This is a genomic window from Segatella copri (assembly GCF_002224675.1).
GTDB lineage: Bacteria > Bacteroidota > Bacteroidia > Bacteroidales > Bacteroidaceae > Prevotella > Prevotella copri_U.
On record NZ_NMPZ01000001.1, the window covers coordinates 387,897 to 404,240 of the forward strand.

Here is a 16,344-nt window from a genome sequence, read left to right on the forward strand (position 1 = left end):
TTTCTAATTTTAATTGTTTATAAAGCTTTTGCCCTTTCAGGGCGTTTATCGGCGACCTCCGAAGCTGCCGCCGCCTGAGCGTCCGCCACCTCCAAAGCTGCCACCACCGGAATGGCCACCACCGAAGCTGCCACCTCCGCCTACGCTGCCGCCATTACCAAAGCTGCCACTGTTGCCGAAGCTGGAATTATTGCGCGTTCCGAAGTTGGAGTTGTTGTTGAAAGCATTGTTCTCACGACGCTGACCGAAGCTGCGGTTGGAACCGCTTCTGCGGGTATAGGTATTGTTATTGCCCTGCGATCCGCCATACACATATCCATGAGAAGCATCGATGCGTCCCGGATTGTTATATCGCTTGCCACCGGCAAAACCGCCATAGCTTACATGCCCAATCATCGGACCACCCCAGTACCAAGGGCCATACCAGCCACCCCAGCCATAATACCATGGGTCGTACCAGCCGCCATACCATCCGGCATAGCCATAATACCATGGATCATACCAAGGATCAAACCATGGGTCGTACCAGCCCGTATAGTAGCCGTAGCGCCAAGGATTGTGCCAGCCCCACATGCGGGAGCGCCAATAGTATGGACCATAACCATAGTAGCCATAGAACCAAGGATCGTAGTAGCCATCCCATCGGCTCATTCTGCGGGTATTGCCGAAATCCTCTTCCTCGTTGATATACTTCTGGGCGAAGTAAGCATCATCGTAGATGCTGTCGGGTGCTACCCCCTTGCCTACATGAAACTGGATGATATCGTTACCGAGTGAATCAGTACCCACTTTCTCGTAATGGCTCAGGAATCTGCCACCACGGTTGTACTCATCCACATTCCGGTTGCTGCCGCTCCAGAAAAGGGCATAGATACTGTCGCGGCGTGCCTGCTGAGCCTTGTACTCACGCAGCAACGCAGCTTTTCTCTCAGCCTTCTCCTTCGCCTCCTTCTTCGGATTGAAGTAGAGGTCGTCGTCCTGTGCCATCGAAGTGAATGGCATTGCGGCTGCCATCAGGACTGCAAGAAGATACATTTTCTTCATTGTATATTTCTCCTATCTTTTTCTGTTCTTTATGCAAAAATACCACTTATTTTGATGCAAAATTACAGAATTTCCCTAAATAATAGTAGGTTTTCCCCTATTTTTTTATAATTTTGCAGAAGATTTAAAGGATTTCAAACTTTTTAGAACATCCGTAAGCATTTTTAGGACAAAATCAATAGAAAAAAGACATGAAATATTTAGTAGCGACATTCAATATCAAGACATCGGCCGACTTGATGCAAGCCTGCCAGGACTTGCTCGCCGACGGTGCTGCCGAGGCTGGATTCGAATCGTTTGAAGAAACCGAAACGGGTATGGAGGCATACGTGCAGAAAGACCTCTTCGACAAGGAGGCGCTGGATGCCTACATCGCCGACTTTCCTATCATGGACACCCAGATAACCTACGACATCCAGGATGCCGAAGACAAGGACTGGAACCAGGAATGGGAGGAGCAGGGCTTCGACCCTATCTTCGTGGGCGACCAGGTAGTGATCTACGATGCCAAGCATCCGGAACTCTATCCAGACACCAGCGACCGTCCCGACATCATCGAGATCGGCATCGAGGCAAAGCTGGCCTTCGGAACCGGCAACCACGAAACTACCCGTATGATCATCGCACAGCTGCTGAAAATGCCTGTCAAGACCAAGCGCATACTAGACTGCGGAACGGGTACGGGCATTCTGGGACTCACCGCCTCGAAGCTCGGCGCCAAGGATGTGGTGGGCTACGACATCGACGAATGGAGCGTGGAGAATGCCAAGCACAATGCCGTACTGAATGGCGTAGATAACATGGAGGTACTCTTCGGAAACAGCAGTGTACTGAACCACGTGAGCGGTGTCTTCGACGTGGTGATGGCCAACATCAACCGCAACATCCTGCTGGAAGACATGAAACTCTTCCGCAGCGTGATGAATATGGGCGGCACACTGATTCTGAGCGGTTTCTACGAGGAAGATGTGCCTGTATTGCTGGAGAAGGCAGATGAGCTGGGACTGCACGAGATAACAAGACAGGTAGATAACAACTGGACCTGCCTGGTGCTGGGAGCGTAAAACCAACAATAAAGAATAAAAACAGCAGAAAAGAATAAAGCTTGATCTTTCCCCCTTGGAAAAATCAAGCTTTATTCTTCTTCATCATTATCCCACAATTTCTTATCCTTGTCATTGCTGCCGATACAAAGCTGGCGCAGATCGTAGTAGCTGCCGTTGTAGATATCGAAATCCACATAGCCCTTGATGCCCGGAAGCTTTCCTGCATCCGTATGCTGCCAGAACTTCCACTTGCCCTTGTACTGCACCTTATCTACATAATAATGCGCTATCCAGTAAGGATAGTCATCGAAAACGGGTGCGCTGAGATACTGCTCCTTAAACTTGTAATAGGTATAGATGATCGGTTTCACATGATACCTATCCTCTACGATATGCAGCCATGTGAGCACATCGCGCTGAAAATCCTCTACACTCTTGTCATCGGGCTTATGCTCGATGTCGAGTACGGGCGGAAGATCGCCATCCGTAAGATGCACCTGCTCCAGAAAGTAATACGCCTGTTCGCGAGCCGTAGATTTATTGCTCCAGAAATGATACACGCCACGGATGAATCCATAGTCGCGAGCCTGATTGAAGTTCTCGCGGAAATTCTCATCCAGGCTGCTGGAACCCTCGGTACTCTTGATGATGACAAAGCGCACAGGACAACCCTTGATCATCGCATTGTTGAGCTGCTCCCAGTCTATCTTGCCCTGATAATGAGAGATATCAATGCCATGAATCTCGTAGCCTTCAGGATACACCTCATCGCCATAGAGGGCACGCCATCTGAAACCGGTAGGACCGACGAAGAAATGATAGAACAGGAAAACATACAGCACTACTACCGCCGTTCCACCAATCCACCATGCCAATCGGGGATAACGCAGAAAAACAGAAGACGAACGCCTTCTGCCACGAGAGCCCCCACGCCGAGAAGAAGTCTTCCTTCTCGCCACAGTACCCTTTTTTTGTGAAGAAGCCGTTCGTCTTGTTGACATATAATAATATGATTTATTTCTTATTACTTAGCCTGCTCCAACTGGAGAGTCTTTGTGGTCTGATCGCAAACCTCAGATGGACCCCAGTACTGGATAGGACCTGGATATACATAAGATGTCTCCTTAGCCCACTGCTCACGCTTAGAAGCGAAGAACTTGAATGGAGCACCGTCGAGCTCTACGAGAGCCTTGCGGATAACAGGCTTGTTGGCACCGTTACGACGCTCGATGTTCATCATCATTGTGATAGGCACACCACCGGCAATCCACTCTGCTGCAGGAGCAGTTGTGTTCTTGATAACTGACATATAGCCAGTCTTGCCGTTAGCGATGAGGCGAGAAGCGTTGAAACCGAGTGAGTAGCAGTAGTCAGCATCGTAGTTAGAAGGAGCTGCGCAACGTCCCTCGTAACCGAAGAAGTGGTGCTGAGCTGAGAACTTACCTACGTACTTACCCTCCTTCTTCCAGGCAGCCAACTTCTCAGCTACCATGCGAGAGAGCAACTTCTCTGTCTCGATGAGAGAAACCTGTACGTTTCCGTGAGGGTCACGGTCGAGGCAGAGCTGGCGAGCTACGTCAGCTGGCAAAGACTCCAATACAGCGAGGTTGTCCTTAGCGATGGCACCCTTAACGAATGCAATCTGCTCCTCAGCGCTGGCAAACTCACGGCTCTCACCTGTTGCTGGATCTGTAAGAACCTCGTTCAACTCTGCGATGAGCTTCTTGATAGCTGGGATGAACTCGATCAAGCCCTCTGGGATGAGAACAGTACCGAAGTTGTTGCCCTCAGCAGCACGGTTGGCTACAGCTGTAGCGATGTATGTTACAACGTCATCCAATGACATCTCCTTAGCCTCTACCTCCTCAGAAATCAAGCAGATGTTTGGCTGAGTCTGAAGAGCGCACTCAAGAGCGATGTGAGAAGCTGAACGACCCATCAACTTGATGAAGTGCCAGTACTTGCGTGCAGAGTTACAGTCGCGCTCGATGTTACCGATGAGCTCAGAGTAAGTCTTGCAGGCTGTATCGAAACCGAAAGAAGTCTCGATCTGCTCGTTCTTCAAGTCACCGTCGATAGTCTTAGGGCAACCGATTACCTGAACGCCATACTTCTTGGCAGCATAGTACTCAGCGAGAACGCAGGCGTTGGTGTTAGAGTCGTCACCACCGATGATAACGAGTGCCTTGATACCGAGCTCGCGGAGAATCTCGATACCCTTCTCAAACTGGTCTTCCTTCTCCAGCTTTGTACGGCCAGAACCGATGATATCGAAACCACCAGTGTTACGGTACTCGTCCATGAGCTCAGGAGTAATCTCCATATAGTTGTGATCAACGAGACCGCCAGGACCGAGGATGAAGCCATAGAGCTTGTTAGCTGGGTTGAGAGACTTCACGCCATCGAAGAGACCAGAGATCACGTTGTGACCGCCAGGAGCCTGACCACCAGAAAGGATAACACCTACGTTGAAAGCAGGGAGTTCCTGAGCCTCGCCAGCCTCGAAAGTAATGACAGGCATACCGTATGTGTTAGGGAAGAGAGCCTTGATTTCTTCCTGGTTACCTACTGACTGAGTTGCTGCACCCTCAACTGCCTTTACAGGACCCTGAAGCGCCTTTGGCAACTTTGGCTGATAAGCAGCTCTTGCAATCTGCAATGCACTTTTTTCCATAATTCTTTTATTAATATTTAATTAGTTGAAACTTCAAAAACACTGCAAATTTAAGGTTTTTCTACGAGATACGGAAAGAAAAATGCTAAAAATGAGTTAATATCGATATTTTTTTTGATTTTCTATTGCTTTTCCAAAGAAAATGATTATCTTTGAGCCAATGTTTTTAACCAATTATTAATTTAGAAATAAGAATTATGGCTAGCAAAAGAGATTTAAAACGCACTATCAACTACATTACCAGCGAGCTTTTCGCTGAGACTGTAGCTGCGTCTTTGTACAATGGAAACCCTTCTCAGGAGGACGTAGATGGCATCCTTTCATCTATCGTAATGGTCAATAGCGACTTCATCAAGCGCGTTTCTCACCCAGAGCCAGGCATGAAGCCAGGTACATACTATCAGAACCTGATTCGTGACTTCAACAAGCAGGTGAGCGAGATTATCGACCAGATCTCCAACATGGGATAAGCCCCGGAAAACGGAGAAGAACATCCATTATACCTATATAATATATAGATAACAGATAAAAAAAGCAATGATCAAGGACATCTGTCAGTGGATATTATACAAGCGAATGGGATGGAAGAAGGAAATAACCATCGACTTTCCCAAGAAGTACATCATCTGTCTTGCACCACACACCAGCAACTGGGACTTCCTGATAGGACAGCTCTACTCCAGAGCTGAGAACATCAAGAGCAATTTCCTGATGAAGAAGGAATGGTTCTTCTGGCCGCTGGGACCTATCTTCAGAAAGATGGGAGGCGTACCGGTGTGGAGAAGCAAGCATACCAGCATGACCGACAACCTGGCCGAAGAGGCTAAGAAGCGCGAGAGTTTCGGTCTCTGCATCACTCCGGAAGGTACCCGCTCGCTCAACCCGGAATGGAAGAAGGGATTCTATTTCATCGCCCTCAAGGCAGGCATCCCTATCCTACTCTACGGCGTGGATTACGAGAAGAAGGTGATACAGTGTACCAAGATGATCATCCCTTCGGGTGATGTGGAGAAGGACATGCGCGAAATCAAGCTGTACTTCAAGGATTTCAAGGGAAAGAAACCTGAGAAATTCTCCATTGGAAATATCGACTGACAAGCAAAAAGACAAGAAGGATGTGTCATAAGTCCAGATAATGGCAACTTATGACACACCCTCATCATAGAAGAACGTGAAAAAAACGAGATTTACAAAATATGGGCTGATAAGCAGTCTGCTTATTTCTTCCGGATTCATGCTGCAGGCATTCGATGAGGGAAACAGTCATGCATGGGGAAACATCGAATACGATGAAGATCCGTGGGTGTTCAACGCCTCACGCCCCTACTTCGTGACTGCCGGACTGCAGAACCGGCATCTCTCACTATGGGCATCGCACGGAAGATACTGGGATGCTGAAAGAGGATGGAAATGGCAACGTCCTAACCTCTTCTGTACCACGGAAGACCTCTTTACCCAGACCATTGTGGTGCCTTACCTCATCCCGATGCTGGAAAATGCGGGCGCCATCGTCTTCACTCCCCGTGAACGCGACTGGCAGCAGCAGGAGATTGTTGTGGATAACGATGACAGACAATCCATCGCCTACCAGGAATTCGTGAACGGCAAGAAATGGAAGAACTGCGACTCCCTGGGATTCGCCAACCTCCAGGCTTCCTATCAGGATGGAGAAAATCCGTTCCAGATGGGTACCGTAAGACAGGCAAAGGCTACCAAGCGAAAGAAGAACAGCCTGGTAAGTTATCAGCCTAACTTCCAGAAAGAGGGAAAATATGCCGTTTATGTAAGCTACCAGACACTGCCCAAGAGTGTACCCGATGCCAAATACATCGTCTATCACAAGGGACAGGCTACAGAGTTCACCGTCAACCAGCGTATGGGTGGCGGCACATGGGTATATCTCGGCACCTTCGAGTTCGACAAGGGATGCAACGAGTTCAACCGTGTGGTCTGCACCAATCACGCTTCACGCAGAGGTGTAGTAACCACCGATGCCGTACGATTCGGAGGCGGTATGGGCAACATAGAACGTGGCGGATACGTAAGCGGACTGCCACGCTGCCTGGAAGGAGCAAGATACTACGCCCAGTGGGCTGGAGCACCCTATAGCGTGTATGGCGGAAGAAAGGGAAAGAACGATTATGCCGACGACATCAACACCCGTTCGATGATGACCAACTGGCTGGGAGGCGGCAGCGTATATATGCCGGCAATGGACGGCAAGCGCGTGCCGATAGAGCTTTCTCTCGCCCTGCACAGCGACGCAGGATACAACCCTGACGGACAATCCACCTGGGGTGCACTCGCTATCTGTACCACCGATTTCAACGATGGTATGCTGAACAGCGGCATTTCAAGATTTGCTTCAAAAGATTTCGCTAAGGCTTTGAGAGATAACCTTGTAGAAGATATGACCAACACTTTTGGTTCATTCGGAAAACGCTATCTTTGGGATAGAAACTATTCGGAGACCCGACTGCCGGAAGTACCATCGGCAATCATCGAAATGCTCTCTCACCAGAGCTTCCCGGACATGCGCATCGCACAGGATCCGATGGGCAAGTTTACCATCGCCCGCTCCATCTACAAGACCATTCTCAGATTCGTGAGCAGCAACCATGACGAACCGTATGTGGTGCAGCCTCTGGCACCCAACCACTTCAGTGTGGAGGTGGATGAACTGGGCTATGCCAGCCTCACCTGGAATGCGCAGCTTGACAAGACGGAACCTACCGCCAAGCCAACCAGCTACATCGTTTATCAGGCAGAAGGCAAAGGCGGATTCGACAATGGTACAATGGTTCGCTCCAACATCTACAACGTAAAGCTGGAGCCAGGCAAGCTCTACAACTTCCGGGTAGCAGCCGTAAACCAGGGCGGCGAGAGCTTCCCATCAGAAACCCTCTCGGCACTCTATAACCCTACTGCCACCAACAAGATTCTGATCGTGAACAATTTCCATCGCCTTGCCTCACCGCAGGTGGTAGATAACGACAGTATCCAGGGCTTCGACTTCGACCAGGACCCAGGCGTAAGCTATGGTCTGACGGCGGGCTGGAGCGGCAAGCAGAAGGTATTTGACATCCATAGAATGGGTATCGAATCTTCCAGCGGACTGGGATACAGCGGCAACGAGATGATAGGACAGTTTGTGGCAGGCAATGACTTCAACCATACCGTGGAGCATGCCCAGGCTATCGCTTCCGGCAACAAGTACAGCATAGCCAGCTGTTCGAGCGAAGCCATCCTTTCGGGAAGAGTGAAGATGACCGACTATCAGGCAGTGGACCTCATCAATGGTCTGGAGCGTTACGACGGTTATACCCACCAGTACTACAAGACCTTCACCCCAGCCATGCAGAAGCGCATCAAGTACTATGCCCTCAACGGCGGAAAACTGCTTGTGAGCGGCTCCTACAACGGCAGCGATATGCAGGATGAAGAGGAGAAATCATTCATGGGTGCTATCCTGAAAGTAAACTATGAGCCTACCGGCACCAAGTTTATCGTGCAGGATATCAATCCGGAAGATTCCACCATTACCGAGCGAGACAGCATCGTAACCACATCGCCAACGGTAAGCGGACTGGGCAAGGAATTCAGCTACTATCATTCGCTGAATGCCAAGCATTATGCAGCCACCCATCCGGAGATACTCAAGCCAATAGGCAGCACAGCCTTCTGCGCCATGCGTTATCTTACGGGAACCAGTGCAGCAGTTGCCTATAGGAGTACCAGCTACCGCACCTTCACCATGGGATTCCCACTGGAGTGCATCAGCGATGAGAAAACCCGCTACAGCATCATGCAGGGTATTCTGAAGTTCTTAACAGAATAAATTTAAAATCAATAAAATATGTATAAGATTCAAGCAAACCAGTCTGGTACACGCTCTATCGAAGTGAGCGACCAGCATTTAGAGACTATTGACAAGTATCAGTTGCTCCGCAACCTCGTAGATAGCAATGGCATCATCGACGAGGAAGTGCTCGACAAGTTAAGATTCAACGTCCGTTCTCTTCTGGAGAGCAGCGACATCAAGGACAAGGAGTTGCTCGACCTCTGCCTCGACGTGATCTACAACCAGAATATGAAGGCACTCGGCCTCCACAACCTCGTATTGCTCTACGTAGATTGGAAGGACAAGAAGGATGCACAGGAAGCAGCTGAGGCTGAGCCAGATGCAGTGAATGACTAAAGTATATTGAATGGATTATAAGTTAACAGATTTTCTCCCAACAACCAAGAAGGAGTGCGAACTCAGAGGATGGGACGAACTGGATGTCATCCTCTTCTCGGGTGATGCCTACGTAGATCATCCATCCTTCGGACCGGCTATCCTCGGAAGAATCCTGGAGGCTAACGGCTATCGCGTAGCCATCGTGCCTCAGCCCGACTGGCATGGCGATTTCCGTGACTTCAAGAAGCTCGGTCGCCCTCGCCTCTTCTTCGGTGTATCGCCGGGAGCCATGGACTCGATGGTAAACCGCTACACGGCCAACCGCCGTATGCGCAGCGAGGATGCCTTCAGTCCTGACTCCCGCCACGACATGCGCCCCGACTATCCGTCTATCGTCTATACCCAGATACTGAAGAAGCTCTATCCGGATGTACCTGTGGCACTGGGCGGTATCGAGGCATCATTGCGCCGCATCAGCCACTACGACTACTGGAAAGACGAACTCCGCAAGTGCATCCTCTGCGATTCGGGTGCCGACCTCATCCTCTATGGTATGGGCGAACGCTCCATCGTGGAACTTGCCAATGCATTAGCCGAAGGCAAGACCATGGACCAGATTCACGAGATGCCGCAGGTGGCTTTCTACTGCAAGGAAAAGGACATCCCTGGCGGATTCAAGGAGGATGACATCATCCTGCATAGCCACGAGGAGTGCCTGCATAACAAGAAGGGACAGGCGGAAAACGTGCGCCATCTGGAGGAAGAAGCCAACAAGATGCATGCCCAGCGCATGATTCAGGAGACCGACGGTAAGTATGTAGTGGTGAATCCACCATTCCCGCTGATGACCACCGAGGAACTGGATGCAGCCTTCGACCTGCCTTACACCCGTCTGCCTCATCCTAAGTACAAGGGCAAGACCATTCCGGCATACGAGATGATCAAGTTCTCTGTGAACCTGCATCGTGGCTGCTTCGGCGGTTGCTCGTTCTGTACCATTTCGGCACACCAGGGCAAGTTCGTGGTTTGCCGTAGCAAGGAGAGCATTCTGAAAGAGGTGAAGAAAATCATCGAGATGCCTGATTTCAAGGGCTATCTGAGCGATCTGGGCGGTCCTTCGGCAAACATGTATGGCATGCACGGCAAGAACCAGAAGGCTTGCGAGGTATGCAAGCGCCCATCGTGCGTGAACCCTCAGATTTGTCCGAACCTGAACACCGACCACAGCAAGCTGCTGGAGATCTATCATGCCGTAGATGCCCTGCCGGGTATCAAGAAGAGCTTCATCGGTAGTGGTGTGCGCTACGACCTGCTCCTACACAAGAGCAAGGACGAGAAGGTGAACCAGGCGGCAAGGGAATATACCCGCGAGCTGATCACCAAGCACGTGAGTGGTCGACTGAAGGTAGCACCGGAACATACCAGTCCAGAGGTATTGAAGTTCATGCGCAAACCATCGTTCGATCTCTTCTACGAATTCAAACGCATCTTCGACAAGATCAACAAGGAAGAAGGTCTCAACCAGCAGATCATTCCATACTTCATCAGTTCGCATCCGGGCTGTCATGAAGAGGATATGGCAGAACTGGCAGTAATTACCAAGGGACTCGACTTTCATCTGGAGCAGGTACAGGACTTCACCCCTACCCCAATGACGATTTCTACGGAAACATGGTACACGGGATACGACCCATACACCTTGGAACCAGTATTCAGTGCCAAGACCCAGAAGGAAAAGCTTGCCCAGCGCATGTTCTTCTTCTGGTACAAGCCAGAGGAGCGCCGCGCCATTGAGAGCGAACTTCGCCGTATCGGCAGAACAGATTTGATAGATAAGCTATACGATAAGAAGAGCTTCGGCGGAAATCATGGCGGAGGTTTCAAGGGCAAGAAGACCAACTTCGATGACAAGGCGATTGGTTCTACCTATGATAATCCGGGCGTAGGCAGAGGTGCCAAGGGCAAGCGTGGTGCCGACAGAAATGCAGCAGAGCCAAATGGCGGAAGAGGCCGTGGCAGAAATGCAGCAGACCGCTTTGCGCCAAAGGGATATGGCAATGTAGGTTGCTATGACGAGGAGAAATACCTCAATGAAGGTCGTCCTTTGAATGGTAAATTTTCAAGAAACGGTCATGCTCAGCAAGGCAGAGGAAATAATGCTCCGCAGGGCAGAAGCAACAACGCCAATGCTAATATCCGCGATGCAGTAGCCGCAGCCAGAGCCGAGCTCCGCAATCAGAAAGACCAGGGTGCCGGCTTCTTCAAGGACAAGAAGAAAAAGAGTTTCAATCCTAATTTCGACACCGACAACCACAATCGCAAGAACCGCTATAACAGCGGAGATAAGAACGAGCGTGGCAGCGGACGTGGAAACCAGGGAAGAAACGAAGGAAGAGGCAGGAGAAAATAATATGAAATTAATTTAAAAAAGAGGGTGTGTCATAAACCACATCCCATACGCCCTGAAAGGGCAGAAGCTCCTAGCCCAGGGCAACGCCCTGGGCTAGGAGCTTCTGCCCTTTCAGGGCGTGCTTCACAAATGCTAGTATTGTCTCAGTGCCCAGGGCGTACTTCACAAATGCTAGTATTGTCTCAGCGCCCCGAGTAACTCGGCATTCTCTGTCTTGTTTCCGATGGTGATTCTCAGACAGTTGCCGCAAAGCTGAACCTTATTGCGGTTTCTTACGATGATGCCCTGTGCCACCAGATAATCGTAGATGGCCTGCGCATCCGTAACCTTCACCAGGAAGAAGTTGGCATCCGTAGGATAAACCTTCACGGTGATAGGCAGATCCAGGAAGGCAGCCATCACCTTCGAACGCTCCTGAAGGATGTTCTTCACCCACTCATCCACTTTCAGCGGATTCTTCAAAACCTCAAGTGCCTGCTGCTGGGTAAGCAGATTCACATTATAAGGATACTTCACCTTATTGAATATGTCAATAATCTCCTTGCTGGCAAACGCCATACCCAGACGAAGCGCTGCACAACCCCATGCCTTACTCATCGTATTGAGCACGATGAGATTAGGGAAATGCTTCAGCACACCACGGAAGGTGCGCTCGGAAGAGAAATCGCTATAAGCCTCATCCACAATGACGATACCATCAAAGAGACGAAGCACCTCTACGATAGCCTCGCGATTGATGTGATTGCCCGTCGGGTTGTTAGGGCTGCAGAACCATACCACCTTGGTATTCTCATCGCAGGCATCAATGATCTTCTCTGCAGAAATCTGATAGTTCTCATCGAGCAACACAGAGCGATACTCCACGTCGTTGATATCAGCACAAACCTCATACATACCGTATGTAGGAGCAATGGCTACCACATTATCCTTGCCAGGGCGACAGAACACACGGTAAACCAAGTCGATGGCCTCATCCGAACCATTGCCCAAGAAAATCTGGTCTTCAGCTACCCCCTTGATCTTACTCACCTGTTTTTTCAGTTCCACCTGCAGTGGGTCAGGGTATCGGTTATAAGGGTCATTATAGGGATTCTCGTTGGCATCGAGGAAAACGCGGGCATTTCTGCCAGCGAATTCCGTGCGAGCGCAACTGTAAGGTGCCAAGTTCCAGATGTTTTCTCGGCACAAGTCTTTTAAATCTTTCATACCTTACTTTTATTTTAGACTTTTTACTCTCAATCTCATGGCGTTGGCATGTGCCTCCAACTGCTCGTTCTCCGCCATCGTCACCACAGCATCACCTATGTTACGAATACCTTCTTCCGTGAGATGCTGGAAGGTGATCTTGCGGTTGTAACTGTCGAGGTTCACACCATTGTAAGCCAGTGCATAGCCATGGGTTGGCAGGGTATGATTGGTACCGCTGGCATAGTCGCCGGCACTCTCACATGCATAGTTGCCCAGGAATACGCTGCCCGCATTCACCACTTTCTCGGCAAGCTGCTCATAATCAGCAGTTGCAATGATGAGATGCTCAGGGGCATAGGTATTGCAGAGATCGATGGCTTCCTCTTCGTCCTTCACGAGGATGAACTTGGAGTTGTCCAATGAGGTCTGTGCCATCTCCTTACGTGGCAACTGTTCCAACTGCACTTCCACTTCCTTCTTCACATCTTCCAAAACCTTCTCGGAGGTAGTGATGAAGAAAACCTGAGAGTCGAAGCCGTGCTCAGCCTGCGATAAGAGGTCGGCAGCCGCAAAGACAGGGTTGGCAGTTTCATCAGCGATGAGACAAACCTCCGAAGGTCCAGCCGGCATATCGATAGCCACATCGTGGAGAGAAACCTGCTGCTTGGCAGCCATCACAAACTGGTTGCCCGGACCGAAGATCTTATATACCTTAGGCACACTTTCTGTTCCGTATGCCATCGCACCGATGGCCTGCACGCCGCCAGCCTTGAAAATCTTGCTTACGCCAGCAATTTTTGCCGCCATCAGGATAGCAGGATTCACCTTACCCTCCTTGTTAGGAGGCGTGCAGAGAACAATCTCCTTGCAACCGGCAATCTTGGCAGGAGTGGCGAGCATCAATACGGTGCTAAACAAAGGTGCAGTACCACCAGGGATATACAATCCCACCTTCTCTATCGCCACGCTCTTCTGCCAGCAGGTGACACCAGCACAGGTTTCCACCTTCTTACCCTCAAACTTCTGGCTCTGATGGAATGCGGCAATGTTATGATGGGCGAGGTGCAAAGCGTCTTTCAGTTCTTGAGAAACCAGTAGCTCAGCCTCTTCGATTTCAGCCTCAGTCACAGCCAAAGAATCGAGATGGGCATGATCAAACTTCTCCTCGTAACGCTTCACGGCTTCATCGCCATGGTTCTTCACATCGTCGAGTACACCTTGTACGGTCGCATTCAACTGCGATACATCCAGGTGTGGGCGTTCTACAATCTCGCTCCATTCCTCCTTTGCAGGATACTTTATTACCTTCATTCCTTATTATACTTTGAAATTTATTAATACATTGAACTTTGCAAACAGTTCAATGTTACAATATCATCTTCTCGATTGGTGTCACCAGAATGCCCTGTGCACCGAGTTCCTTCAACTTACCGATGATTTCCCAGAAACGCTTCTCATCGAGAACGGTGTGGATAGAGCACCACTCCTCGTCTGCCAATGGGATGATGGTAGGGCTCTTGATACCAGGCAATACCTGGGTAATCTCCTCTACCTTCGCCTTAGGGGCATTCATCATCACGTACTTCTTGTCCTGGGCAGAGCGTACAGCCTCGAAGCGGAACAGCATCTCGTTGAGAATCTGATGCTTCTCATCATCCATTTTCCAGTTGCCGATGAGCAGAGCCTCGCTCTTCATCACTACCTCAACCTCGGCGAGATTGTTGCTTACCAGTGTAGAACCAGAGCTGACAATATCAAAGATACCATCTGCCAGACCGATACCCGGGCTAATCTCCACAGAACCAGTGATGACGTGAATGTCGGCATTGATATTGTTCTTCTTCATGAAGTTGCGCAGGATGTTAGGATAAGAGGTAGCAATCTTCTTGCCATTAAACCATTTCAATCCTGGATAATCAATCTTCTTAGGGATGGCAAGACTCAAACGGCACTTGCTGAAACCCAATCGGTCGATAATCTGTGCGTTTTCACCACGCTCTACAAATTCATTCTCACCCACGATACCGATGTCGGCAACGCCAGAGGCTACGCTCTGAGGAATATCGTCATCGCGGAGATAGAGCACCTCCAGAGGGAAATTACTTGCCTGCACCAGAAGAGTGCGCTTTGAGGCGCTTACCTTGATATCCGCCTCTGCTAAAAGATTCATTGTGTCGTCGAACAGACGACCTTTACTTTGTACTGCTATTCGTAACATATTTCTGTATTTTGTTTGAAAAACATTGCAAAAGTACATAAAATTGTTAGAATATGCAAATAATTTCGCACTTATATGCTTTTTTTTGTACTTTTGCAGTCGCAATGAGAAAAAAATTATATTTATACACATTATATTCGCTGTTTTTGCTTGCCAGTTGCGCTGACAAGAAACCGCAACAGGAACTCACTCCCTGGGGAACTCCCGTGGGCGAAGTGGAGTCTATGGACGGTTCTGACGAAGAGGAATCTGACGAAAACGCAGCAGATGGCAATGCTGGCGCTCAGGCTCAGCAACGGGGTTTGTCGCTGTCGGATATCCAGGACAATGGCGAGCTGATCATGCTTACAGTGAATGGTCCTACCACCTATTATGATTACCACAACCACGGAATGGGTCTGCAGTACCTGCTCTGCGAGAAGTTTGCCCAGCAGATTGGTGTATCGTTGAGAGTGGAGGAATGCAAGGACACTACCGAGATGATTCAGAAACTCCAGAAGGGAGAAGGCGACATCATCGCCGTTCCCCTGCCCCGTCATATATTAAAAGGTGAAAAGTCATCGGCAGGAAAGAACAAAACGGCTGCAAAATCGGTTTCCGGAGATAGCAAGACTATCAATCTACTTTTCTGCGGCGTAACACCTGATAAAGGCAAGACGCAGTGGGCGGTAGTTGGCGGCAACAAGAGTCTCGCCGACACCCTGAACGGATGGTTCAAGCCAAAACTGATAGCCGAGGTAAAGAAGGAAGAGTCCTTCCTGCTCTCTACGGCAAGCATCCGCCGACATGTCTATTCTCCTTTCCTCAACCGTTCCAAGGGAGTCATCTCCCGCTACGACCATCTCTTTATGAGATACAGCGGAACGGCACGTATGGACTGGCGCCTGATGGCTGCACAGTGTTACCAGGAGAGTTGCTTCGACCCGAATGCCAAATCATGGGCTGGTGCCTGCGGACTGATGCAGATCATGCCATCTACCGCTGCCCACCTGGGATTACCGATGAGTGCCATCCACGATGCAGAGGCGAATGTGGCAGCAGCAGCCAGATACATGGCAGAACTCCAGGGACATTTCTCGGATGTAGGCGATCCGGCACAGCGTGCGCTCTTCGCCCTGGCTGCCTATAATGGTGGTTTCCACCATATCCGTGATGCAATGGCACTGACCAGGAAACATGGTGGCAACCCACAGAACTGGGGACATGTAAGAGAATACGTGCTGCGCCTTACCCAACCCGCCTATTATGGCGACCCTGTGGTGAAATATGGTTATATGCGAGGTACAGAGACGGCAGATTATGTAGATAGAATCCGTGCCCGCTGGAGCGAGTACTGCGGTGGAGCCAGCTTCCACGAGAGCTATCGGGGCGGCAGCCGTGGTCCGCACATCGGAAGAGGTGCCGACTCCTTCAATGGAGCACCGGTAAAATCAAAGAGAAACTATCAAAGGAAATACCATATATAAAATATGATATAGATTGATCCCACACGGGCTGAAAGCCCAGAAGCACCTAGCCCAGGGCAACACCCTGGGTAAACATAGAGTATAACAGAAGCGCCCTGAAAGGGCAAAAGCATTAAAT

At 49.9% G+C, this 16,344-nt stretch carries 13 protein-coding genes; 7 read left to right on the forward strand and 6 right to left on the reverse strand.

The annotated features are described in order from the left end of the window. Nucleotides 1-45: 45 nt before the first annotated feature. Nucleotides 46-1,044: a hypothetical protein gene (locus CFT61_RS01790; protein WP_089542745.1), complete on the reverse strand. Its 999-nt coding sequence runs from the start codon at nucleotides 1,042-1,044 to the stop codon at nucleotides 46-48. Nucleotides 1,045-1,235: 191 nt separating this feature from the next. On the opposite strand from CFT61_RS01790, the gene prmA reads away from it, so the two are divergent. Next, complete coding sequence (gene prmA, locus CFT61_RS01795) at nucleotides 1,236-2,108, forward strand: 50S ribosomal protein L11 methyltransferase (protein WP_089542746.1); 873 nt, start codon at nucleotides 1,236-1,238, stop codon at nucleotides 2,106-2,108. Between the two features lie 71 nt (nucleotides 2,109-2,179). Here the strand turns inward: prmA and CFT61_RS01800 are convergent, their stop codons facing one another. Together CFT61_RS01800 and CFT61_RS01805 are read right to left on the reverse strand one after the other, a co-directional pair. Next, nucleotides 2,180-3,091: a glycoside hydrolase family 25 protein gene (locus CFT61_RS01800; RefSeq protein WP_089542747.1), complete on the reverse strand. Its 912-nt coding sequence runs from the start codon at nucleotides 3,089-3,091 to the stop codon at nucleotides 2,180-2,182. A 23-nt stretch (nucleotides 3,092-3,114) separates the two neighbouring features. Continuing rightward, nucleotides 3,115-4,764, reverse strand: coding sequence for a diphosphate--fructose-6-phosphate 1-phosphotransferase (locus tag CFT61_RS01805; protein ID WP_089542748.1), 1,650 nt, complete (start codon nucleotides 4,762-4,764; stop codon nucleotides 3,115-3,117). 197 nt (nucleotides 4,765-4,961) lie between these two features. On the opposite strand from CFT61_RS01805, the gene CFT61_RS01810 reads away from it, so the two are divergent. From CFT61_RS01810 to CFT61_RS01830, 5 genes are all read left to right on the forward strand, one after another. Beyond that, entirely contained in the window at nucleotides 4,962-5,234 is a 273-nt protein-coding gene (locus tag CFT61_RS01810) for a hypothetical protein (RefSeq protein ID WP_089542749.1), read from the forward strand. A 67-nt stretch (nucleotides 5,235-5,301) separates the two neighbouring features. After that, the gene (locus tag CFT61_RS01815; protein ID WP_089542750.1) at nucleotides 5,302-5,859 is read left to right on the forward strand and encodes a 1-acyl-sn-glycerol-3-phosphate acyltransferase; all 558 of its coding nucleotides are present in this window, start codon (nucleotides 5,302-5,304) and stop codon (nucleotides 5,857-5,859) included. 76 nt (nucleotides 5,860-5,935) lie between these two features. Beyond that, nucleotides 5,936-8,602 (forward strand): fibronectin type III domain-containing protein, encoded by a 2,667-nt coding sequence (locus CFT61_RS01820; RefSeq protein WP_254918818.1) that lies wholly within the window; start codon nucleotides 5,936-5,938, stop codon nucleotides 8,600-8,602. A gap of 18 nt (nucleotides 8,603-8,620) precedes the next feature. Then, a complete protein-coding gene (locus tag CFT61_RS01825) occupies nucleotides 8,621-8,962 on the forward strand; it encodes a hypothetical protein (RefSeq protein ID WP_089542752.1) in 342 nt (113 codons plus the stop codon). Between the two features lie 10 nt (nucleotides 8,963-8,972). Next, nucleotides 8,973-11,354 (forward strand): YgiQ family radical SAM protein, encoded by a 2,382-nt coding sequence (locus CFT61_RS01830; protein WP_254918819.1) that lies wholly within the window; start codon nucleotides 8,973-8,975, stop codon nucleotides 11,352-11,354. Between the two features lie 171 nt (nucleotides 11,355-11,525). Here the strand turns inward: CFT61_RS01830 and hisC are convergent, their stop codons facing one another. From hisC to hisG, 3 genes are read right to left on the reverse strand one after another with little or no spacing between them, the layout of a single operon-like run. After that, nucleotides 11,526-12,560 (reverse strand): histidinol-phosphate transaminase, encoded by a 1,035-nt coding sequence (hisC, locus tag CFT61_RS01835; protein WP_089542753.1) that lies wholly within the window; start codon nucleotides 12,558-12,560, stop codon nucleotides 11,526-11,528. A gap of 9 nt (nucleotides 12,561-12,569) precedes the next feature. Beyond that, a complete protein-coding gene (gene hisD / locus CFT61_RS01840; RefSeq protein ID WP_089542754.1) occupies nucleotides 12,570-13,853 on the reverse strand; it encodes a histidinol dehydrogenase in 1,284 nt (427 codons plus the stop codon). A 55-nt stretch (nucleotides 13,854-13,908) separates the two neighbouring features. Beyond that, nucleotides 13,909-14,760: an ATP phosphoribosyltransferase gene (gene hisG, locus CFT61_RS01845; RefSeq protein ID WP_089542755.1), complete on the reverse strand. Its 852-nt coding sequence runs from the start codon at nucleotides 14,758-14,760 to the stop codon at nucleotides 13,909-13,911. 104 nt (nucleotides 14,761-14,864) lie between these two features. Here hisG and CFT61_RS01850 point away from each other — a divergent pair, with 104 nt between their 5' ends. After that, the gene (locus CFT61_RS01850) at nucleotides 14,865-16,226 is read left to right on the forward strand and encodes a transglycosylase SLT domain-containing protein (RefSeq protein WP_089542756.1); all 1,362 of its coding nucleotides are present in this window, start codon (nucleotides 14,865-14,867) and stop codon (nucleotides 16,224-16,226) included. Nucleotides 16,227-16,344 lie beyond the last annotated feature (118 nt).